This is a genomic window from Oceanobacter mangrovi (assembly GCF_019740315.1).
In the GTDB taxonomy this organism is placed as follows: domain Bacteria; phylum Pseudomonadota; class Gammaproteobacteria; order Pseudomonadales; family Oceanobacteraceae; genus Oceanobacter; species Oceanobacter mangrovi.
Genome location: NZ_JAHXZR010000003.1, coordinates 272,678 through 294,889, shown reverse-complemented (window position 1 = coordinate 294,889; position 22,212 = coordinate 272,678). Strand labels below are relative to the sequence as shown.

Genomic DNA, 22,212 nt, shown 5'->3' with positions numbered 1-22,212 from the left:
TTCACACGGGATCGGTGGGAAAGTGACGGTGGTTTTTGTAAATAAGCGGTCTGACGCCGCCTGTAAGAAACTTGGGTTTTCAACTGAATAGGTACAGTTTTCTACCAAGGGCGCGGAGGATATATACCTCTCAGGAAATAGGACAGGTGTTCGAAACGAACGTATGAACCAGTTCCTGAAAAATTACTTGATGAATGCTGGGCTGACGCGCTACCGCTCCATTTCAGGCTATTGAATAAGTGACTAAAAATTGTCCGCTCTGTTCAGCCGTCGGCACCATCTTGCGACGAATAAAAAAGGCGACCGTTTGAATGGCCGCCTTTTTGATTTTTTGCGTCGGATTTACCCCAACTTGTGCGGGTATGCCTGGACCCTACGCCCCGGAGCTTGCATCACATTTGTGTAGGGTCGGGACATGTCCCGACAAATGTCAGCCCCAGATCAGCTTGTCCCTGCTCAGCTGTTGTAATCACGTGGCACCCGACGGGTGACACCAGTAAACAGATGGTAGGAGATGGTGTCGCAATGAGCGGCTACCAGGTTGGCATCCACCTGCTCTCCCCACAGTTCAACCCGGCTGCCAACACCGGCACCTTCGATGCCAGTAAGGTCAACGGTCATCATGTCCATTGAGACACGACCGATCACCCGGGTCATTTTGCCATCAACCGCAACCGGCGTACCTTCAACCGCCTGGCGTGGATAACCGTCGGCGTATCCCATGGCGATTGTACCCACCAGAGTTGGCTTGTCGGCGACAAAACGGCTGCCGTAACCAACGCTCTCACCAGGTTCAACCACCCGGGTGGCGATCACTTTGGTTTCCAGCGTCATGCCTGGCTTCAGCTGCAGCGACTCGGTGGTCTGCTGATCCAGCGGTGAAGATCCGTACAGAATGATGCCAGGACGGACCCAGTCGAGACGGGTTTGTGGTGCCGTCAGCAGTGCCGCTGAGTTGGCCACACTGAAGCCGATATCCAGACCTTCGGCAGCCAGCGCCACCCGTTTCATCTGTTGTTCAACGTCGATACCGGCAGGGTCGGTAACGTCAGCGTTGGCAAAGTGGGTCATCATGGTGACGGACGCCACGTTATCCAGCGCTTGCAGATCCTTGCAGGCCTGACCGGCCAGTTCCGGCGCAAAGCCCAGACGGTGCATACCGGAATCCACTTTCACCCATACCGGGATCGGTGCTTTCAGCTCAGCTGCGGCAATCTGTTCGATCTGGAACTGGCTGTGCACTGCGGTCCAGAAATTCTGTTCCGCCATAATCGGCAGTTCGTCCGGTGTGAAAAAACCTTCCAGCAGTACGATTGGCTTGTCGATGCCCGCCGCGCGCAGTTCCAACGCTTCTTCGATACAGGCAACGGCAAACGCAGGTACGTGCTCGGCCAGGGCTTTGGCAACCACTACAGCACCATGCCCGTAGGCATCAGCCTTGACCACTGCCAGTGCCTGGGTAGCCGCCGGGCAGACAGATTTGGCCAGCAAATAGTTGGCAACGATGTTATCCAGATGAATTCTGGCAACCGCAGGACGGGACATAAAACGGATTCTCCACACGCTACCCGGACGGGCAGACCAAGACTATCAATCACAACCGCAGCCACAGCAACCGGGCGGTTACTGTGGCTGCGATCAAACCGGCAAATTACAGCGCCAGAACAGCTTCGACTTCGATGTCGGCATCTTTTGGCAGGGCTTTGACTGCGAACGCAGCACGAGCTGGGTATGGCTCGTCGAAGTAACGGGACATCACTTCATTTACCTGTGGGAAGAAGCTCATGTCAGACAGCAGAATGGTCAGCTTGGCAGCAGATGCCAGAGAACCACCGGAAGCTTCAGCAATCGCCTTGAGGTTTTCGAACACCTGTACAGCCTGGGCTTCGAAAGACTCGGTAACCATTTCCATGGTGGCCGGATTCAAAGGGATCTGACCGGAAACAAATACCAGATCGCCCACTTTAACCGCCTGGGAGTAGGTGCCAATTGCTGCTGGAGCCTTGTCGGTGTTGATGATTGTCTTGCTCATAAATACCTCTGCCAAAATATGGGTAAATGTTGTAATTGGTTTTTTAGGTGTTCGTTGTCGTTACGCCTGGCGTTGGATGGGCATAACCCATCCTACAGATACCGTAGGTTGGGCCGCGCCCAACGGCGCATGACCCATGCCTGCAATCTTGTGCCGCGAGGCAACCCGACGCAAAACCTTACAGGTAACGGGAAACCGACATACCCTCGGTGCTGACTTCGGTTTCCTGCTCGTTAACGATATCCGCCAGCAACTTCGCAGAACCCTGCGACATGGTCCAGCCGAGGGTGCCGTGGCCGGTGTTCATGTAGAGTTTCTTCACCGGAGACTTGCCAATCACGGGCACGGAATCCGGTGTCATCGGCCGCAGGCCACACCAGAATTCAGCATTCTCCAGATCCCCAGCACCCGGGAAAAGATCGCTCACCACAAATTCAGTTGGCTTGCGACGCTCAGATTTCAGGCTCAGGTCGAAAGAAGCGATTTCGGCGGTACCACCCACACGGATGCGGTCGTCGAACCGGGTTACCGCTACCTTATAGGCTTCGTCCATCACGGTAGACTGAGGTGCCTTGCTTTCGTCGATGATCGGCAGTGTCAGTGAGTAGCCTTTCATCGGGTAGATCGGCAGGTTGATACCCAGTGGTTTCACCAGCATTGGTGAATAGCTGCCCATACACAGTACGTAGGCATCTGCCTGCATCTTGCCTTTGGAAGTCACCACTGACTGGATTTCGTTATCACGGGTTTCCAGTGCCTTGATTTCAGTGCCGAACTCAAATTTAACGCCAATCTGCTTGCAGTACTCTGCCAGGTGCTGGGTGAACTTGCGGCAGTCGCCAGTACCGTCTTTCGGGAACAGCAGACCACCAACGAATTTTTCGGAGACATTGGCCAGCGCTGGTTCGTACTGGATACAGGTCGCGTGGTCGATCACTTCGTGCTCAACACCACATTCACGCAGCGACGCCAGGTCAGCACCAATGGAATCCATCTTCTGCTGGTCACGGAACAGTTCAACCGTACCCTTGTTGCGGTGGTCGAAGTCGAGCTCCAGTTCGCTGGTCAGACGATCCATACAAATGCGGCTGTATTCAGAAATACGCAGCATGCGGTTTTTGTTGACGCGGTAGGCATCTTCAGTGCACTGACCCAGCATCTTCATCATCCAGCCAGCGGTGTGGGCGTTAAACGCCGACTTGCTCACCAGAATCGGAGCCAGATCCTGCAGCATCCATTTGATCGCCTTGAAAGGTACACCCGGTGCCGCCCATGGCACCGTGTAGCCGTAAGACAACATGCCGGCATTGCCATAGCTGGTTTCGTCAGCCACACCTGGCTGGCGCTCAACCACAGTCACTTCATGACCAGACTTTGCCAGATACCAGGCAGACGACACGCCCAGCACACCACCACCCAATACCAGAATTTTCATGCTGTCTTTCTCTCATTCAAAGAATCATTGACACACTGATAAGCAAGTACTTACTCAGCGCTTTATATTTTTCAATTTTAGTAAAATCACTATAGGAAAAGACTTTGTTTTTAAGACAAAAGCAGATGAATCAACTGCAAAACAAATACACTTCAGATGATAAACCCAAGCCGATGACAGACTGGACAAAGCGAGCCAGAGCAATCTGCCACACAGCCATAATCCTGCTCCGGTCAACCAGCTTGTTCACCCATCAGTGACTTCAAACAAGGGGCAAAAGCGCCAATGTGGCCATTGAGGCCAGCCTGAACTTCCTTGCTCCAGCCTGGTCGTATTATGGTATACCATCAGACAAGGTTAATTCGGCGGCAGGGTTATGACGACCTGCGAGACCGGATAAGATCAGTCACGAGATCAAGAAGGACGCAAAAATGAAGTTTTCCCTGTTTCTGCAAATGGAACGCTACAGCCCGGACAAGCCCCATCAGGAACTGCTGGCCGAGTTGGTCGAGCTGGTTCAGATCGCCGAACGCGGCGGCATGGAAACCGTCTGGATTGGTGAACACCATGCGATGGAGTTCACCATTGGCCCTAACCCGCTGAGCTTTCTGGCCTACCTGGCACCGCTGACCAGTACCATTCGCCTGGGTCTGGGAACCGTGATTGCGCCCTTCTGGCACCCGATCAAGCTGGCCGGTGAAGCCGCCCTGGTCGACATCATGTCTAACGGCCGTCTGGAATTTGGTATCGCCCGCGGTGCCTACCAGTGCGAATTCGACCGCCTGGCCGGTGGCCTGTCGGCCAAGGACGGTGGCGGTCATTTGCGTGAAATGGTGCCACTGCTGCCAAAACTGTGGCAGGGCGATGTTGCCCACGAAGGCCAACACTGGCAGTTCCCGACTTCGACATCAGTACCCAAGCCACTGCAGGCTGGCGGTCCGGCAATCTGGGTTGCCGCCCGCGAGCAGGAATCCCATGACTACGCCGTTGCCAACAACTGCAACGTGATGGTGACACCGCTGTTCAAGTCCGATGAAGAAGTTGGCGTACTGATGGACAAGTTCCTCACCGCCTGCAGCAAGCATCCGGAAAAACCACAGCCGAAAGTCATGTGTCTGCGCCACACCTTCGTTCATGAACAGCCAGAAGACTGGCGCATTGGTGTCGACGGCATTCGTAACTGGTACGCCCACTTCCAGGGTTGGGCCAAGAATGACCAGACTCCGGTGAATGGTTTCTGCAAGCCGATTTCCGAGCAGGAACTGGACGAAATGGATGCTCTAAAACCTGAGGTACTGAAAGAAAATCTGGTTATTGGTACACCAGAATCCGTGATCGAGCGTCTGAAGTATTATGAAGCCACCGGCTTAACCGAATACAGCTTCTGGGCCGATAACAGCCTGTCCCATGAAGAGAAGAAGAAATCGCTTGAGCTGTTTGTGAATCAGGTTATGCCAGCGTTTGCATAAGCCATAAAACATTTTAAAACAGCATATAAAAAAGGGAATATCCAAACGGATATTCCCTTTTTGAGCTGGCTTTTATTTTTACCGGCGCATTATCCAGTTATTATCCGCTGATAATAACTGGACTGCTCGGTATAACCGGCTATCAAATGATAACCGGTGTCCGTCCAGGCGCTACGCCAAACTCGGTTTTATACAAGCGGGAAAAATGTGACACCGAATTGAAACCGAGTCGATAGGCGATGTCAGTGACGTTACCGTCCCCCAACTGCAGGCAGGTACGGGCCAAATCCATCTTCATGCGGGTGAAATATTTGCCCGGCGTGGCCTCAAAATACTTCTGGAACAAGCGCTCCAGCTGGCGTACCGACACACAGGCTTCACGGGAAATTCGCTCACGATCCAGTGGCTGATCAATGTCACGTCGCATCATCGCCAATGCCCGCTGGACGCGGGAATCGCACAGACTCAGGCGCACTGGTGCAACCTCCAGCCGCGCCAGTAAAGCATCACCCTGCTCCACACTGAGGTCGGCCATAAAGATCCGCACCATGATTTCATCCAGCTTGTCGCGACAGGCGGATTCCTGAAACAAGTAGTAGTCGCTCTGGTAAAGACTGGCGCCCAGCCATAACAGCGGTGATCGACCACGCTGTTGCAGGCTGTGCAGCAACTGGTAGTCAAATTCAGGGTTGTCAGCGCCGCTGATCACCAGCAGGCCAATATGACTATCCAGGACAGATTCCAGTGCAGTGGGCGCCATCAGTAACATGCCGTCATTACCACGCACAAGGCCGCCGTCGATTGAACATATTGTCCAGTTAATACGGCTTTCAATAACCGATTTACGGGCTTCCATCCACTCCAGTACCCGTACCAGATCCGCTAATCGAAATCCCGGCCGTAACAAAACTGCATATTCTTTTATGGAATCAGATGCCCCTGAATGGATTGCCATAATTCAACCTCCCCGGTGCTGAATTTGCATTTTAATATTGCTCAAAAATTATTTTGTATTATGGTATACCAAAACACAGAGCAAAAGATAATACCGAGTCCGACAAAGCGGTCGATCGCTCTGACCTCTCACTCAGCACGCAGGAATCCGACATGGCCTTTGAAATTCGCAAGATCGTTACCACTATCGAAGAAACCTTTATTGAAGGTGGCAAGGCGGCTGACAAGCCGGTCACTATGGTGGGCGTTGCCGCCATCATCACCAACCCATGGGCTGGCCGTGGTTTTGTTGAAGACCTGAGCCCGGAAATTCGCGACCATTGCTCCGAGCTGGGCGCCCTGATCGTTGACTACATCGGCCGTTACATCGGTGGTCACGACCAGATCGAAGCCTATGGCAAAGCCGCCGTTGTGGGTGCCGAAGGTGAAATCGAACACGCCTCGGCAGTGATCCACACCCTGCGTTTTGGTAACCACTACCGCAACGCCGTCAATGCCAAGAGCTACCTGTCGTTCACCAACAAGCGTGGTGGCCCGGGCACTTCGATCCAGATCCCGATGATGCACAAGGACGACGAAGGCTTCCGTTCCCACTACATCACCCTGGAAATGTCGATTGAAGACGCGCCGCGTGCCAACGAAATCGTGGTCTGCCTCGGCGCTGCTACCGGTGGCCGTCTGCACCCACGTATCGGTAACCGTTACCAGGATCTGAAAGACCTCGAAGCTGAAGCCCAACTGGCCAAATAAGAAGGCAGCTACATGAGCAATCGAACCGGAAAGAGCCCGGCAGGTACCGCCTACACCGTCATCGGTGAAGGCGAAGCTGTGGTGCTGATTCATGGTGTCGGCCTCGACCACTCCATCTGGGGTGGTCAATGTGAAGGGCTGAAATCCGCTTTCAGCCTGATCACCTACGACATGCTGGGTCATGGCCAGAGCCCGTTGCAGAATGACAATGCAACACTGGAAGACTACGCCGAACAACTGCTGGAGCTGCTGCAGCACCTGCACATCAGCAAGGCTCACATTGTCGGCTTTTCGATGGGCGGACTGGTGGCACGGGTGTTCGCCATCCGTTACCCGCAGTATGTTGGCAAACTGGTAATCATGGGCAGTGTGTTCAACCGCTCGGATGCCGTTCGTAATGCCATCATCAGGCGCACAGAAGAAGTTGCCGTGCATGGTGCCAACGCCAACCTGCAAACCGCGCTGGAACGCTGGTTCAGCCCTGAATATCGGGCCGCCAGTCCTGGCCAGATTGATCAGGTGCGCGAGCTGGTGCTGGGCAATGATCCGCAAGGCTATCTCAATGCCTATCGGCTGTTTGCTGGCGCCGACAACTATCTGGCCAGCCAGGTAACGTCCATTCAGTCACCCACTCTGGTGATGACCGGTGAACTGGACCCGGGCTCAACCCCGGCAATGGCTGCCGAACTGGCGGCGCAACTGCCTAACGGCCGTTGTCAGATCCTTGCTGGTCAGCGTCATATGATGCCAATGGAATCCCCGCAGCTGGTCAACCAGGTGTTGCTGGAATTCCTGCAAGCCAAACCCGGCAGTCAGGCTGCCCGAACCCAAATACCTGTTTCAACGGAGGTCAGTCTATGAGCCTGCAAAGCTTCCAGATGTACATCAACGGTGAATCCTGTGAGGCCGTTTCGGCAGCCCGCTTTGACAGCATGGACCCTTCCTGTGCCCAGCCCTGGGCCAGTTTCCCGGATGCCAATGGAGACGACGTTGATATCGCCGTCAAGGCTGCCGACGCCGCCTTTAATGGCCGGGCCTGGCGCTCATTGACCGCCACCGCCCGTGGCAAGTTATTGCGTAAACTGGGTGATTTGATTAGTGAAAATGGCGAGCAACTGGCGCAGCTGGAAAGCCGTGAAAACGGCAAACTGATCCGCGAAACCCGTGGCCAGCTGGCCTACTTGCCAGAATTTTTCTATTACATGGCCGGTCTGGCCGACAAGATCGAAGGCGAAACCCTGCCGATCGACAAGCCGGACATGATGGCCTACACAGTGCGCGAGCCAATTGGCGTCGTGGCTGCGATTATTCCCTGGAACAGCCCGCTGTATCTGACTGCGATCAAGGTGGCACCGGCTCTGGCGGCGGGTAACACCATCGTCATCAAGCCGTCTGAACATGCGTCAGCGTCCATTGTTGCACTGGCCCAGCTGGCTGAGCAGGCAGGCTTCCCGGCCGGTGTCCTGAACGTCGTGACCGGTTATGGCCCAAGTGCTGGCTCAGCGCTGACTTCACATCCGTTAGTACGGCACATCGCCTTCACCGGCGGTGCCGCTACCGCCCGTCATGTCGTGCGTGCCAGTGCCGATAACTTCGCTCACCTGTCACTCGAACTGGGTGGCAAGTCGCCGCAAATCGTTTTCCCGGATGCCGATATCGACAGCGCCGTGAACGGTATCGTTGCCGGTGTATTCGCCGCTTCAGGCCAAAGCTGTGTGGCCGGTTCGCGGCTGCTGATTCACGAATCCATCTACGAAGAAGTGCTGCAGAAAGTGGCCGACCGTGCTGCCCGCATCAAGATCGGCAAGCCATCGGATGCCGACACTGAGATGGGCCCGATGACCACGGAAGCCCAGCTCAATATTGCCGAAAACATGGTTGCTACCGCCCTCGAACAGGGTGCGGTGCTGCGTCATGGCGGTAAACGCCCGGACGTCAACGGCGGCTGGTACTACGAACCGACCCTGCTGGAATGCCAAAGCCCAACCGACACCCTGATGCAGGAAGAAGTGTTTGGCCCGGTGGCTGCCGCCATTCCTTTCAAGACCGAGGAAGAAGCACTGGCATTGGCCAACGACAGCCGTTTTGGTCTGGCTGCCGGTATCTGGACCCGTGACATCGCTCGCGCTCACCGTCTCTGCCGTGACGTTCGCAGCGGCATTATCTGGGTTAATACCTATCGGGTGGTTTCTGCCATGGCGCCGATTGGCGGCTTTGGTGACAGTGGCTATGGCCGCGAAGGCGGTATCGATGCCGTGCTGTCCTACACCGAAAAGAAAACCGTCTGGATCAACCTGTCCAGCGAGCCAATGGCCGATCCATTTGTGATGCGCTAGGCCCGGTTTCAACCCCAAACGACCAGCGCCAGAACAAACAAGAGGTCAATATGACGACTCAAACCGAACAGCAACAGGCTGAGCAACAAGAAGCCACCCAGGCACTCTACAAACGCACGCTGGGTTCATTCCCCAGCGGCGTCACCGTGGTAATGGCCTACGACAGCGACGGCAAGATCAGCGGTTTGACCGCCAGCGCCTTCTCGGCCCTGTCGATGAATCCGCCGCTGGTGCTGGTATGCCCGCAATACAACTCGGAAAGCTATCAGGCACTGAGCCAGGCGGAATATTTCTCGATCAATATTCTGGCCGACAACCAGGCCACTGAAGCGTTCGCCTTCGCCAAAAAAGGCGATGCCAAGCAGCAGGCCATCAACGAACTCGATATCCGCCAGGGACTGAGTGGTGCGCCCGTACTGAACAATGCCGTGGCGACCATGGAATGTGCCCGCTGGCACGAGTATGAAGGTGGCGACCACGCCATTCTGATCGGCCGCATCGAACACATGCACTGTAACGACGAGCAAACCCCGATGGTGTATTGCCGTGGTTCCTTCAGTGCCCTGCATACGCCCGAGGAGGCGCTGGCCTGATGACCTTGCAACTGTTCCGCCAGCAGGCCTACATCAATGGCCAGTGGCGCGATGCCATCAGTGGCGCCAGTGATCCGGTATTCAACCCGGCCACGGGTGAGCAACTGGGCAGCGTGCCACGGATGGGCAAAACCGAAACCGAACAGGTGATCGAAGCAGCCAATAACGCTCGTCAGGGCTGGGCTGCCATGACCGCCCAGCAGCGCAGCAAGATTCTCTATCGCTGGTACGACCTGATGGTCGCTCACGCTGACGAGCTGGCCCGTATCCTGACGCTGGAACAGGGCAAGCCACTGGCCGAAGCCCATGGCGAAATCCTCTACGCTGCCAGCTTTATTGAATGGTTCGCCGAGGAAGCCAAGCGGGTTTACGGTGATGTTATTCCAAGCCCCAACCCGAACGCCCGCATTGTGGTGGTACGCCAACCAATCGGGGTAGTGGCTGCGATTACGCCGTGGAATTTCCCGGCTGCCATGATCACCCGCAAGTGTGGTCCGGCACTGGCCGCTGGCTGCAGTTTCATCTGCAAACCGGCCCCCGATACGCCATTTTCAGCGCTGGCATTGGCTGAACTGGCCCATCAGGCTGGTATTCCGGCCGGTGTTTTCAACATCATTACCGGTGACGCGGTGGAGATTGGCAACGAGCTGACTTCCAGCCCAACGGTCGCCAAACTGAGCTTTACCGGCTCCACCAAAATCGGCAAGTTGCTGCTGCGCCAGTGTGCTGACACCGTGAAAAAGGTGTCGCTGGAACTCGGCGGCAATGCGCCCTTTATCGTTTTCGATGACGCTGATATCGACGCTGCGATCAAGGCCGCGATGGTATCCAAGTTCCGCAACGCCGGTCAGACCTGCGTCTGCACCAACCGCTTTCTGGTGCAGGCCGGTATTCACGACGAATTTGTCAGCCGCCTGGCCAGTGCCGTCAGTGAACTCAAGGTCGGTAACGGCATGGTCGCCGGCATCGAACAGGGCCCGCTGATCAACCAGCATGCGGTCGACACCGTCCAGCGTCACGTCAGTGATGCCATCAGCAAGGGCGCAACCCTGCATGTCGGCGGCGAACCGCACCCGGCAGGCCAACATTTCTTCCAGCCCACACTGGTGAGTGGTGTCAGCGCCGATATGGCGGTCGCCAACGAGGAAACCTTTGGGCCACTGGCCGCGGTGATGAAGTTCGATACCGAAGCCGACGCCATTGCCATTGCCAACAATACCGACGCCGGTCTGGCAGCCTATCTGTTCACCCGCGATCTCGGTCGTGCCTGGCGGGTTGGCGAAGCACTCGAATACGGCATGGTGGGCATCAACGAAGGGCTGATCTCAACCGCTGTGGCACCGTTTGGTGGTGTCAAAACCTCTGGCCTGGGCCGCGAAGGTTCACGCTACGGCATTGATGACTACACCGAAATCAAATACATGATGATGGGTGGCCTCGGCGCTCCTGTCTGAGCTGCTCGCCCGCGATTAACGGAGTCCGTTATGACTGATAAATTTGATGCGGGCCTGCAGGTCCGCCGTGAGGTGTTGGGCGACGAATACGTCGATAACAGCCTCAACAACAACCGTGATGAATTCGCCTGGCCGATGCAGGAACTGGTGACAGAATACTGCTGGGGTGATATCTGGAACCGTGAAGGTCTCAGCCGTCAGCAGCGCAGTCTGATCAATCTGGCCATGCTGACAGCACTGAATCGTCCACACGAGATCAAGGTGCACGTGCGTGGTGCCATCAATAATGGCCTCACCAAGGAAGAAATCCGCGAAGTCTTCATGCAAACTGCCATCTATTGCGGCGTGCCAGCAGCGATAGATAGCTTTAGAATTGCCAAAGCCGTCTTTGCCGAGATGGACGCCGAGAATGGTGTTGACGACGACAAGCCGCTAGCCTGAGCTCAGGCCATGACTCCCGGCCCGCTCCGGGAGCCCTCTTTGATCAACCGATTGTGTGCCGACGGGCATGCTGTGGAAATTGGAACCAAGATATGTTGCAGCGACAAGCCAGGGAAGAATTGGGCAAGATTGAACGAACGGCCGTGACCTTGCGTGAAAAGGTGCTTGAAGCCTTGCGCAGCGCCATCATGAGCTTCCGCTTTCTGCCTGGCGACCGCCTCATCGAGCGTGATCTCTGCGACATGCTGGGCGTTTCCCGTACGTCCGTTCGGGAAGCCCTGCGCCACCTTGAATCCGAAGGTCTGGTTGAATACCTCGACGGCAAAGGCCCTCGAGTAGCCGTAATTACCATGGAACAGGCGCGGGAAATCTACGAACTGCGCTGTGCCCTCGAAGGTCTGGTGGCGCAATTGTTCACCGTCCGCGCCAGCGATGAGCAAATGCTCGACCTCGAATATTCCCTGAAAAAACTGCACAGCCGTTTGAGTAGTGGTGATATCAACACCATCATCCAGGCCGTCAGCGATTTCTACGATGTGCTGTTTACTGGCTGTGGCAACGCCACCGCCTGCAGCGTGCTGCGTCAGCTGCAAGCCCGGATCAGCTTCCTGCGCGCCACCTCGGTGTCACAGAACGACCGTTATAAAGACAGTGGCGCCGAGATGAGTGCCATCTTCGACGCCATCCAGTCCCGCGATGCCGACGCCGCCCACAAGGCCAGCGTTGAACACGTACAGAAAGCCGCCGCGGTGGCATTAAAAGTGATGGCCGAACAAAGCGGTATTGATCCAGCCAGTATTGAGCCGATTTACGCTGCCAAATAAACCGTCAGCCACAAGTCATCGGGAATAAATTCCCTCCTGCGCCAATCGCCCACCGGCAAAGTGGGCGAGCCGCCCACTTGCTGCTTCTGACCGCTTAACTTGCCTTGCCGCTCAGCATTGAGGCATCAAACGGCACGCTTTCAACCAGCTCCAGGTCATAACCTTCCAACCCGACAAATCGCCATGTTGCGCCCAGGTGACGAATCTTGCTGGCTCCCAGATCACGCAGAATCTGCGCCCCGGTACCAACGTCACTGAACACTTTATGGTTGGTACTCGGCTTCGGCTGGATCAGCTGTGGCGCTCGTTGCAGCAAGGCGCTGGCAGAATCTTCACGGTCGAGCAGCACCACAATCCCCTTGCCTTCGGCTGCCACCGCTTCCAGTGCCGACCACAGACTCCAGTTCGATGGCCCGGTGTAGTTGGCACCGATCAGGTCGCGCAGCGGGTCAATCGCATGGACTCGCGCCAGTACCGGCTCGTCCGGCTGAATGTCACCCATCACCAACGCGATATGGGCAGCGCTGCTGATCTTGTCTTCGTAGGTCACCATATTGAACATGCCGTGCATGGTCGCCAGTGGCTGTTCGCCAATACGCTCAACAGTGGCTTCGGTGGCAATACGGTACTGGATCAGGTCCGCGATGGTGCCAATCTTGAGGTCGTGTTCAGCTGCAAACTGCAGCAGGTCATCGCGGCGCGCCATGGTGCCGTCCGGGTTCATGATTTCGACAATCACACTGGCAGCTTCGAAACCAGCCAGCTTGGCCAGGTCGCAACCAGCTTCGGTATGACCAGCGCGGGTCAACACCCCGCCCTTGCGGGCCCGCAGCGGGAAAATATGCCCCGGCTGCACCAGATCCGCGGGTTTGGCATCCGCAGCCACCGCTGCCAGTACGGTACGAGCACGGTCAGCAGCAGAAATCCCGGTGGTGACGCCCTCTGCTGCTTCAATCGACACGGTAAACGCTGTGCCATAGGTACAACCGTTCTGCGGCACCATGGCGTACAAACCCAGCTGGTCACAACGCTCTTCGCTGAGCGTCAGACAGATCAGACCACGGGCTTTCATGGCCATAAAGTTGATGGCTTCCGGGGTGACGGCACTGGCCGCCAGAATCAGGTCACCTTCGTTTTCACGGTCTTCGTCATCCATCAGGATGACCATCTTGCCGGCACGAATGTCCTCAATGATTTCCGGGATGCTGTTCAGCTTCATATCGATTACCATCTCGCGATTATTGTTTGTATTATGGTATACCAAATACAATAAGGAGCATACGATGAAAGCGTATTGGATTGCTTTTGTAGAAATTGATGAGCCTGAGCAATATGCCCGTTATATGGAAAAGTCGCCGTTGGCATTACAGAAATACGGTGCCCGTATTCTTGCCCGCGGCCAGCAAATGACCTGCCTGGAAGGTTTTGAGCGAGTTCCGGACCGCGCTGTGGTGTTTGAATTCGACAGTTATGAACAGGCCATGGCCTGTTATCAGTCCGAGGAATATCAACACGCCCGCCAGCATCGTATTGAGGTTGCCAGAGCGCATATCCTGATATTGAAAGGGATGTAAATAAATAATGGCAGAGAGCGCTTCTATTCAGGAGCGTTCCTGCTCAGGAGCATTGCCTCACAGGAGCCCGGGAACAAGAAGGAGCCTGGGAACGAGAAAGAAAATTCCAGCCATAAAAAAAGCCACGACAGAGTCGTGGCTAAGCGGAGGCTTATCGCTTGTTTAAATCGGGCTATCAGGCCTTGGATGCTTCAGCAGTCACCAAACCACCTTCGTCATCTTTCAGCACATCCGGATTGGCCAGGTCGGTTTCGCCGTAGAACACACCTTCGCGTTCATCACGGAAACCTTTCACCAGCGCCACACACATCACCAGCAGCACTGCCGAGAACGGCAAGGCCGCAGCGATAGTGGCAGATTGCAGGGCTTTCAGACCACCGGCCAGCAACAGTACGGCGGCAACCGCACCCAACAGCAGACCCCAGATAATGCGCAGTGACATTGGTGGCTCTTTGGCGCCCATCGACAGGATGGTGGCAATCACCAGGGTGCCGGAGTCCGCTGAAGTGACGAACCAGGTAACAATCATCAGGGTTGCCAGTGCCGCCATCGGCCAGGTCAGGGAATCCACACCAATCGCTTCAATGGTGTGATACAGCGCCATGGTCATGTTGTTATTGACCGCATCGACAATGCCACCGGCACCGTAGAGTTCGATATGCATGGCGGTACCGCCAAAAGCAATGATCCACAGGAAGCCACCCAGAGGCGGGATAATCAGCGCAGACAGCAGGAACTCACGGATAGTACGGCCACGGGAAATACGGGCAATAAAGATACCTACCAGCGGACCCCAGGACAGCCACCAGCCCCAATAGAAGATGGTCCACCAGCCCTGCCATTGGCCTTTTGGATCCGGATCAGTCCAGAAACCCATTGGAATCACGTTCCACAGGTAGTCACCAATGCTGGTTGGCACCAGACCCAGCAGATACACGGTAGGGCCGGCAATCACAAAGAAGCCGATCAGAATCAGGCTCAGACGGATGTTCCAGACGCTCAGCAAACGAATGCCACGCTGCAGACCACTCATGGTAGAGAGGGTCGCAATGATGGAGATAACAGCGATCAGAATGACCTGGGTGGTTTTTGAAACCTCAATACCGAACAGATAGTTCAGACCGGCATTCATCTGGGATACGCCCAGACCCAATGCGGTAGCGGTACCAAACAGGGTGCTGAAAATCGCCAGCAGATCGACCGCATGGCCAACCGGACCATAGATCTTGTCGCCCAGAATTGGATACAGCGCCGAGCGAATGGTCATTGGCAGACCACGACGACAGGAGAAATAACCAATCATCAAACCAACGATGATGTAGATGGCCCAGCCATGCAGCCCCCAGTGGAACAGGGTGATACGCAGTGCCACCTGAGCAGCTTCCGGGGTACCGGCGGCGATACCGGCCATTTCGATAAAGGGGTTGCCCTGCAGATGATAGATCGGCTCGGCAATACTCCAGAACAGAATGCCCACGCCGATGGCGCAGCTGAACAACATGGAAAACCAGGTGAAGAAGCTGAACTCGGGACGCTCATCATCCGCACCCAGGCGGATGTTGCCGTAACGGCTGAAAGCCACCCAGATAGAGAAGAACAACACCACGCTCACCACAGTGACGTAGTACCAGTTCAGGGTTGTCTGAATCCAGCTTTTGATATCGCTATAAACGCTGCTGGCGAGGTCCACATTGAGGACAGTAAAGAGTACAAAAGCCAGAATCATGGCCTTTGCCGCAATACTCATCCCCTTGTGCATACCAGCAAACATGCCGCTGCTAACTAACATATTCTGGGGTTGCATCAATCCGTGCTCCCTTTGAATCCGTCTCGACGGATGTTGGATTTTTTTAATCCAGAAGCCCTGTGGTAGCGGGATCAGAGCTTCTGAGACTCATGTTAGCGATGTTGTGTATTATGGTATACCACTCGAAAAATCTGGAACCAACCGGTATTGGACGCTTTGTCAGCCGGGTGGCGTGTTTGGTTACAAAAATGTGGAATTGGCCAGACACTCACTGACACCAGCGGCGCTGGCCAATTCAGCAATTGCCGAAATCTCTCCAAAACGTCACTGCCTGACGCTGATAAAGAAAACAGCCGGCGTGCTTTTGGATACCTTGATGACAGCGATGTTGTTGATTGAATTTCAGTAGCCGATTCCTGATTGGCTGCTTCCCCTCCGCTACGGGTGGTTATCCGCCTGTAGCGGGGTTCCTCAGCCTTACGGCTGTTAGCTGGCTACGCCAGAGTCTGTGAATACAAACCCACTAGACTATGAAGCTGGTCAGGCCATGCCTGCATTCCGGCGTTTCTTGTTTTGGCAATGAGTTGAGAGAATAAGAAAGTCTGGGAGCGCAGGCGTCTGGCCTGCATATGCGGCCAGACGCTCACTCACCCGTCAGGCTTGTTCACGACAACCGCAGAGGCGTTCCCACGCAGAGCGCGGGAGCGAGAATACCCGGAGGTATGGGAATAAGAGGAAAAAGCCGATCAGTCTTCCAGCTTGCCCCAGCCGACCTTCAGCGATTCAGCCAGCGCAAAGGCATCCGGCTTGTCACCACTAACGGTCGTTACACCAGAAAGCCACTGCTGTAATTGCTGCGGATTCTTGTTCATCCAGATCCGTACCGCACGCTCCAGAGGTACAAAGCCATTGCTGACCTGATCCATGATGGCTTCTTCCACACCTGCATCAAACTGCAGGTTACGCAGCAGCTTGGTGACATTCTGGCAACTCTGGTCAAACTCCGGCCGCACATTGGTAGCCACCGTGGCCTTACCCGAATTGGGGCCAAAAAACTCATCACCACCGGACAGGTAACGAATATCGAAGTTCTTGTTCATTGGATGTGGCGACCATCCCAGAATCACCACCCAATCGCCTTTTTTGATACGGCCGTTCAGTTGCGCCAGCATGATGCGTTCGGAGGTTTCAATCAGCTTGAAGCTACCCAGCCCATAGGCGTTGCTGTCGATCATTCTCTGGATCGCCCGATGGGCACTACTACCCGCTTCAGCACCGTAAATGCGGCCTTCAAACTTGTCCTTGTGAGTAGCCAGATCGGCCAGACTGTGAATCCCCTGTTGATACACATAATCCGGTACCGCCAGCGTCATTTGGGCCTGTTCCAGATTGGTTGTCAGGGTTTCAAAATCACCTTTCTGCATGTAAGGCGCCGCCATGGTCTGCTGTGATGGCAGCCAATAACCCATAAACACATCAAGCTGGTCATCAGACATGGCTTTGTAAAGGTCGCCCAGTGAATCCATATCCCGCACTTGCGGCTGATACCCCAGACGAGTCAGTAAGGTATCGGCAATTTCGGTAACGACCTGCAAGTCGGTCCAGGCAACCTGGCCGAGGCGTACATCCATGCACTGATTATTGGCTATGGTAGAGGCCTGTACAGGACTTACCAACGAACTGGTAGCCAGAGCAGCTGCCAGCAGCAAGGGTTTGAAAGCGGGTTTGAACATGGCTCTATTCCGGTCACTTGTATCAAACAAAGAAACCCCGCCTCTGACGACGACCCAGACAGTTCCCGTCTCCAGCCATAGTGGCTGGCGTAGCGGCAAAACGGGAAAGCTGACAACCTGGAACCAGAGCGCAGGAATGGACCCTTATCTTCCGTGTCGGGCCACACCTGCTTTTGGAATTGAGCGACAATCAATGTCGCCAGATCAAAAAACCTTCAGATTTTTAAAATACTCATTACAGAGCGGACAAAGCTGTCACTCTCACCACCACACTACCGCGCTTGTGACCACTGTCGGTACGCCGATGGGCATCAGCTATCTCGCTGAAGGAATAAATGCCGTCAATCACCGGCACCAATGCTCCTTCAGCCACCTGCTTTCCCAGCTGCTGCAACACCTCGGCAGATTCGCTGGCGACTCCGGCAATCAGTTGCTTGCCAGCCAGAGCCTTGTGGAAAGTCGCCTTCAGGGTAATTGGCAAGTCAGCGACCACCAATAAAGCCCGACCTGACGGTTTCAGGGCCCATTCCAGTCTCTCAATGGTATTACCGCCAACAGCATCAAAAATCACGTCGTAGCGCTCGGCCTGTTCGAGCGGGTCCTGCTGCTGATAGTCGATCACGTCAGCAGTACCGAGACTACGCACCAGTTCAGCATTGGCAGCACTGCAAACCGCTGTGACCTCGGCGCCCAAATGATGTGCCAGCTGCACAGCAGCACTGCCTACTGCCCCGGCGGCACCAATCACCAACACCTTTTCGCCAGCCTGCAAACGGCCTTTGTTGACCAGAAAATCCAGCGCGGCGGTACCACCAAAGGCCAGTGCGGCGGCTTCATCTACTGCCAGCCGGGCTGGTTTGGGTATCACCGCATCGGTTTCCCGAAACAGCCGATACTCGGCATGGCAGCCGAGTTTGCTGCCGCTGTAGCCAACCACCAGATCACCGCATTGAAAACGGCTGACCCGGTTGCCGACAGCGACAACCTCGCCAACCATTTCGGTTCCCAGCACGCGGATGCGTGGCCGACAGAGTCCAAACATCAGCCGCATGATCAGGCCATAACCTTTCGGTACGGTGAGACTGCGAATACGACTGTCAGCGGCCGAAACCGTGGTAGCCAGTGTTTTGACCAACAGCTGATCAGCACCGACAGAGGGCATCGGCCGCTGCTGCAGACTGACCTGTTCGGGGCCGCCATATTCCATAAATTCAGCGGTTGTCATGGTATTCATGGGTTGTCCTCCCGGTTAACAGGCTGAGTGGATGTGGCTGACAGCGGATTCAGCGACAGCAAGGTCAGGCCCAGATCCCGCAATTGCCGCAACAGCCCGAACAGGGCTGCCTGATCCAGTTCCGGGGTATGAATCCTGGTCGTGTCGGCCAGCACCTGACAGGCACATTGCGCCAGTGCCGGACGGTGCAGCACGGCATTCAGCTGTCCTGCCACTTCAATGCAATAAGGTCGGGCTGTGATCGTCATCCCGTGCTCCTTACCAGCGATAACCAGCACCGATGGCGAAGTTGCTACCACCCGCCTGGCGCTCGTTATCATCAATGGTGACAGTGGCATCCGAATAACGGACGTCCAGTACCGCCTGAAAGTGCTCATCAAACTGGTAACGCACACCGGCTCCGGCCCACCAGCCGTTACCACTGTCTTCCTTGTCGGCAATATCGTCATCATCGTTTTCAATCAGTACGTTTACCGCCACCACCCCGGCACCCAGATAAGGGGTAAAAGCACTGCTGTTATCGATATACCAGCGTGGCCCCAGATGCAGCTCGGCGGTTCCGGCAGTGATATCGCCTTTTTCTTCGGCCGAAAACATCAGGTCTGCCGCCAGCGCCACCGGGCTGGCCGCCGGGCGAATATCAAAGGTCAGCAACATTGAACCTTGCTGGTCCATGCCTGGCCAGTCATCACTGTCGAGCTGTTTGCTGCCCAGCAGCAGGTTGATGCTGCCGTCCCATTCCACCGCATTGGCGAGGGGAGATGTGAACGCCGCCAGGCTGATAAGCGTGGTTATCGCAGCCATATGGGCCGCAGAAGTTGGTGAAAATTTCATCGTTGCTGTCCTTGTACTTGAAGGTTCTGGAAGGTGTTGAATGAACAGGGACAGATTAGAAATTACGGCCGCAGGCCACATCGCCAGATGATGTGATTAACGATGTGATTTTGTGGCGCTCACATTAACCAGGATCACGGCCCCGGTGATGCAGCGGCCTCATTCAACCAGCAAGCCGAGGCTTTTGGCCTTGCGAATGGCACCCTGACGGCTGTTAACCGCCAGCTTGGCGTAGATGTTCTTGTTGTGGCTACGAAAGGTATTCAACGAGATAAACAGCTGATCGGCGATTTGTGGGCCACTGAGTTCGGAGTCCAGCAATCTGAGTACATCCAGCTCACGGTTGCTGAGGGATTCTGGCTGTTCCACTGCGATCACCTGAACAGCTGACGGCCGGGAACTGATGTTCTGGCTGCTGCCAAACCGCTGTTGCAAGGGTTCAAACAGGCGCTGCTGCAGCGGCTGTTGTAAGCCGGTTTGCTGCGACAACCGCTGTGCTTGCTGCCAGCACGTGGCGGCCTGCTGCTCATCCCCCTGCTGCAACCAGCCCAGCGCCAGCAGCAGTTGCAGGTCGAGCTGACTGGCCAGCCGCTGTTGTTGTTGTGCCAGAGCCAACCACTCCAGCAAAACAGCCGTTACCGGTTGCTGCAAGGCCAGTTGCTGCCGTACCAGCGTCAGAAATTCAAACTCCCGAAAATAAGCCGGTTGCAGTTGCAGACCCAAAGCCTGAGCGTCGGCCCACTGCTGTACCCGATGCAGCTGGCCGCTCTCAATCCACAGCCGCGCGCGCCAACAGTGAAGCGGCCGCACATCCGGCGTCGGGCAGTCAACATGCAGGGCATCCGCTTCGTCGAGCCAACGGCCAGCTGCGTCAAAATCACCACGTGCCAGTGCAATCCGGCTACGAACCAGCGGAGCGTGGCGAGCCGACTGTGGTAACCGCGCAGCCAGACCAAGCGCTTCCGCAGCCTGTAAATGTTCTTCTGCCGCAACCAGCCCGGACCGCTCCAGCGCCAGTTCCGCCTTGATCACCCAGGTATCCGCACAGGCCTGCAACAGCGGTTGGTCATGCTGTTGCAAGGCGGCTAACGCCTGTTCATTCTCCTGCTCAGCCTGCTGCAGATCACCCTGCTGAATCAGGATGTCAGACAGTACATAGCTGGCCGCCAGCCGGGCACTGAGATCGCCGGATCTGAGCATATCGCCGACACTGAGCCGCAAACCGGCCGCTGCCCGGGCCAGTTCACCAGCCGCCCACTGCACCATGCCTTGCATCGCCGCAGCCGCCCCGCGCCAGACATAATCCGTCGCTGGTAATAACTGCAGCGCCTGCTGGCAGGCCTGTAACACGGCAGGCATATCACGACGGGAACCGGCCATGTAGGCATCACCAATCGCCAGAATACCAGCCACCGAGGCAAAGGCGTTGCGGTTACGTACCAGCAAACCGGAGCCATCCGGGGCCTGTTCCATCAACGTCCGGGTATCCGCCAGAATCTGACAGCCGCGCTCAACGTCCCACGACAACAGCGTCAGGCCGTAATAGACGCTGACCACCGGACACTTCTGCCAACTGACGGCGGGCAACTGCGCCATCCAGTCGACAAACAGGTTTTCAATCGAATAGAAACGCAGCCCAGGCCAATAACGTTCCAGTAATTCCACCGCCAGGGCGTCATCCGCCAGAATCGCGTGATCAATGGCTTCGCTGAACATCTGTTGCTGTTCATACCAGCCGCTGGCACGGCGATGCAGCTGTTGTAACCCGGCTTCAGACAGCTGAGCCTGATTGCGCAACACTTCGGCAAACAGATGGTGATAACGGTACCAGCGGCGCTGACTGTCGAGTGGAATCAGAAACAGGTTATTGCTTTCCAGCCACTGCAGCATGGCCAGGCTGTCGCCGTCTGCAGCCGCCGTAACAGCATCACACAAGCTGGCTTCGAGCCGCTCCAGCACCGAGGTGGTGAGCAGAAAATGGCGTTGTTCCGGGGTCAGTTGTTGCAGCACTTCTTCCAGCAGATAGTCCAGTACAAAACGGTTGGTGCCGGAAAACTGTTGCACAAAGGACTCTGCGTCGGCATGGCCCTGCAACGATAAGCCGGCCAGCTGCAGTCCGGCGATCCAGCCTTCAGTACAATCCGCCAGCGTAGAAATTGCCTGCGGCGACAAATTCAGCGCCATGGTGGAGTGGAAAAACTGGCTGGTTTCCTGTTCATCAAAACGCAGATCGGGCTGCCGCAGTTCGTTCAGCAAGCCGCGCATACGCCAGCGCGATAACGGCAGCCCCGGGTCTTCGCGACTGGCAATGGCCAGGTGACATTGGCCTGGCAGACGTTCAATCAGCCAGCCCAGCCATTGCTCCAGCTCACGGTTGTCGAGACAGTGGTAATCGTCCAGCACCAGCATGGTGGGGCTGGCCAACTGCGTCAGCTCATTCAGCAAGCGGGTCAGCCAGCGTTCATCGAGCGCTTGTTCAGGGGATAATAACGCGGCCAATAACGACTGCCCGAAGTCAGTCTCAAGCCGTTGCAGGGCGGCGATCAGATAGTGGAAAAAACGTTTCGGCGAACTGTCGGCGGTTTCCAGTGACAGCCAGCCGACCTGACAACCCGAGCCGCGGGCAAATTCTGCCAGCAAGGTACTTTTGCCAAATCCTGCCGGTGCCGAGATCAGCGTCAGGTGACCATGCAGACCGCTGGCCAGCCGCTGCAGCAATGCCGGGCGGGCGACCTGCCCCGGACGCGCGGCCGGGGCAAACAGTTTGGTGGCGAGAATAACGTCAGTCATGGTCGGCATCCG

Annotated in this window: 21 protein-coding genes; 10 read left to right on the top strand and 11 right to left on the bottom strand. The window is 55.9% G+C overall.

Annotation, left to right across the window (positions count from 1 at the left end; genetic code table 11):
* Nucleotides 1-456 precede the first annotated feature (456 nt).
* The 3 genes from alr to K6123_RS08105 all read right to left on the bottom strand — a co-directional run bounded on the left by alr (nt 457) and on the right by K6123_RS08105 (nt 3,467).
* Complete coding sequence (alr, locus tag K6123_RS08115) at nt 457-1,545, bottom strand: alanine racemase (RefSeq protein ID WP_221796356.1); 1,089 nt, start codon at nt 1,543-1,545, stop codon at nt 457-459.
* A gap of 106 nt (nt 1,546-1,651) precedes the next feature.
* Complete coding sequence (locus tag K6123_RS08110; RefSeq protein ID WP_221796353.1) at nt 1,652-2,032, bottom strand: RidA family protein; 381 nt, start codon at nt 2,030-2,032, stop codon at nt 1,652-1,654.
* Nucleotides 2,033-2,210: 178 nt separating this feature from the next.
* Nucleotides 2,211-3,467 carry a D-amino acid dehydrogenase gene (locus tag K6123_RS08105; RefSeq protein ID WP_221796351.1) on the bottom strand — a complete coding sequence of 419 codons (1,257 nt, stop codon included), beginning with the start codon at nt 3,465-3,467 and terminating at the stop codon, nt 2,211-2,213.
* Nucleotides 3,468-3,898: 431 nt separating this feature from the next.
* On the opposite strand from K6123_RS08105, the gene K6123_RS08100 reads away from it, so the two are divergent.
* Entirely contained in the window at nt 3,899-4,936 is a 1,038-nt protein-coding gene (locus K6123_RS08100; RefSeq protein ID WP_221796348.1) for an LLM class flavin-dependent oxidoreductase, read from the top strand.
* Nucleotides 4,937-5,078: 142 nt separating this feature from the next.
* Here K6123_RS08100 and K6123_RS08095 read toward each other — a convergent pair whose 3' ends face one another.
* Nucleotides 5,079-5,891, bottom strand: a complete 813-nt coding sequence (locus tag K6123_RS08095) for a helix-turn-helix domain-containing protein (protein WP_221796345.1) — start codon at nt 5,889-5,891, stop codon at nt 5,079-5,081.
* Nucleotides 5,892-6,043: 152 nt separating this feature from the next.
* Between K6123_RS08095 and K6123_RS08090 the strand changes: the two genes are divergently transcribed.
* The 7 genes from K6123_RS08090 (at nt 6,044) to K6123_RS08060 (ending at nt 12,288) form a co-directional block, all read left to right on the top strand.
* Nucleotides 6,044-6,640 carry an amino acid synthesis family protein gene (locus K6123_RS08090; RefSeq protein ID WP_221796342.1) on the top strand — a complete coding sequence of 199 codons (597 nt, stop codon included), beginning with the start codon at nt 6,044-6,046 and terminating at the stop codon, nt 6,638-6,640.
* A 12-nt stretch (nt 6,641-6,652) separates the two neighbouring features.
* The gene (locus tag K6123_RS08085) at nt 6,653-7,501 is read left to right on the top strand and encodes an alpha/beta fold hydrolase (RefSeq protein WP_221796339.1); all 849 of its coding nucleotides are present in this window, start codon (nt 6,653-6,655) and stop codon (nt 7,499-7,501) included.
* Nucleotides 7,498-8,976: an aldehyde dehydrogenase gene (locus K6123_RS08080; RefSeq protein ID WP_221796335.1), complete on the top strand. Its 1,479-nt coding sequence runs from the start codon at nt 7,498-7,500 to the stop codon at nt 8,974-8,976. Before K6123_RS08085 ends, K6123_RS08080 begins: the two co-directional genes overlap by 4 nt.
* A gap of 50 nt (nt 8,977-9,026) precedes the next feature.
* Nucleotides 9,027-9,569 carry a flavin reductase family protein gene (locus tag K6123_RS08075; RefSeq protein WP_221796332.1) on the top strand — a complete coding sequence of 181 codons (543 nt, stop codon included), beginning with the start codon at nt 9,027-9,029 and terminating at the stop codon, nt 9,567-9,569.
* Nucleotides 9,569-11,023, top strand: coding sequence for an NAD-dependent succinate-semialdehyde dehydrogenase (locus K6123_RS08070; protein WP_221796329.1), 1,455 nt, complete (start codon nt 9,569-9,571; stop codon nt 11,021-11,023). The genes K6123_RS08075 and K6123_RS08070 overlap by 1 nt, the downstream gene beginning before the upstream one ends.
* Before the next feature lie 30 nt (nt 11,024-11,053).
* A complete protein-coding gene (gene pcaC, locus K6123_RS08065) occupies nt 11,054-11,464 on the top strand; it encodes a 4-carboxymuconolactone decarboxylase (protein WP_221796326.1) in 411 nt (136 codons plus the stop codon).
* 92 nt (nt 11,465-11,556) lie between these two features.
* Entirely contained in the window at nt 11,557-12,288 is a 732-nt protein-coding gene (locus tag K6123_RS08060; RefSeq protein ID WP_221796323.1) for a GntR family transcriptional regulator, read from the top strand.
* A gap of 94 nt (nt 12,289-12,382) precedes the next feature.
* On the opposite strand, the gene ribBA is transcribed toward K6123_RS08060, so the two are convergent.
* Complete coding sequence (ribBA, locus tag K6123_RS08055; protein WP_221796320.1) at nt 12,383-13,507, bottom strand: bifunctional 3,4-dihydroxy-2-butanone-4-phosphate synthase/GTP cyclohydrolase II; 1,125 nt, start codon at nt 13,505-13,507, stop codon at nt 12,383-12,385.
* 64 nt (nt 13,508-13,571) lie between these two features.
* Between ribBA and K6123_RS08050 the strand changes: the two genes are divergently transcribed.
* Entirely contained in the window at nt 13,572-13,862 is a 291-nt protein-coding gene (locus tag K6123_RS08050; protein ID WP_221796317.1) for a DUF1330 domain-containing protein, read from the top strand.
* A 175-nt stretch (nt 13,863-14,037) separates the two neighbouring features.
* Here K6123_RS08050 and K6123_RS08045 read toward each other — a convergent pair whose 3' ends face one another.
* A complete protein-coding gene (locus tag K6123_RS08045) occupies nt 14,038-15,666 on the bottom strand; it encodes a BCCT family transporter (RefSeq protein WP_221796314.1) in 1,629 nt (542 codons plus the stop codon).
* 175 nt (nt 15,667-15,841) lie between these two features.
* Between K6123_RS08045 and K6123_RS08040 the strand changes: the two genes are divergently transcribed.
* On the top strand, nt 15,842-16,018 hold the full coding sequence (locus tag K6123_RS08040) for a hypothetical protein (RefSeq protein WP_221796311.1): 177 nt from the start codon (nt 15,842-15,844) through the stop codon (nt 16,016-16,018).
* Between the two features lie 337 nt (nt 16,019-16,355).
* On the opposite strand, the gene K6123_RS08035 is transcribed toward K6123_RS08040, so the two are convergent.
* From K6123_RS08035 to K6123_RS08015, 5 genes are all read right to left on the bottom strand, one after another.
* Nucleotides 16,356-17,342 (bottom strand): glycine betaine ABC transporter substrate-binding protein, encoded by a 987-nt coding sequence (locus K6123_RS08035; protein ID WP_221796308.1) that lies wholly within the window; start codon nt 17,340-17,342, stop codon nt 16,356-16,358.
* Between the two features lie 235 nt (nt 17,343-17,577).
* The gene (locus K6123_RS08030) at nt 17,578-18,576 is read right to left on the bottom strand and encodes an NAD(P)-dependent alcohol dehydrogenase (protein ID WP_221796305.1); all 999 of its coding nucleotides are present in this window, start codon (nt 18,574-18,576) and stop codon (nt 17,578-17,580) included.
* Nucleotides 18,573-18,824: a hypothetical protein gene (locus tag K6123_RS08025; RefSeq protein WP_221796302.1), complete on the bottom strand. Its 252-nt coding sequence runs from the start codon at nt 18,822-18,824 to the stop codon at nt 18,573-18,575. Before K6123_RS08025 ends, K6123_RS08030 begins: the two co-directional genes overlap by 4 nt.
* A gap of 10 nt (nt 18,825-18,834) precedes the next feature.
* Nucleotides 18,835-19,410 carry an outer membrane beta-barrel protein gene (locus tag K6123_RS08020; protein WP_221796299.1) on the bottom strand — a complete coding sequence of 192 codons (576 nt, stop codon included), beginning with the start codon at nt 19,408-19,410 and terminating at the stop codon, nt 18,835-18,837.
* 159 nt (nt 19,411-19,569) lie between these two features.
* Complete coding sequence (locus K6123_RS08015) at nt 19,570-22,200, bottom strand: winged helix-turn-helix domain-containing protein (protein WP_221796296.1); 2,631 nt, start codon at nt 22,198-22,200, stop codon at nt 19,570-19,572.
* Nucleotides 22,201-22,212 lie beyond the last annotated feature (12 nt).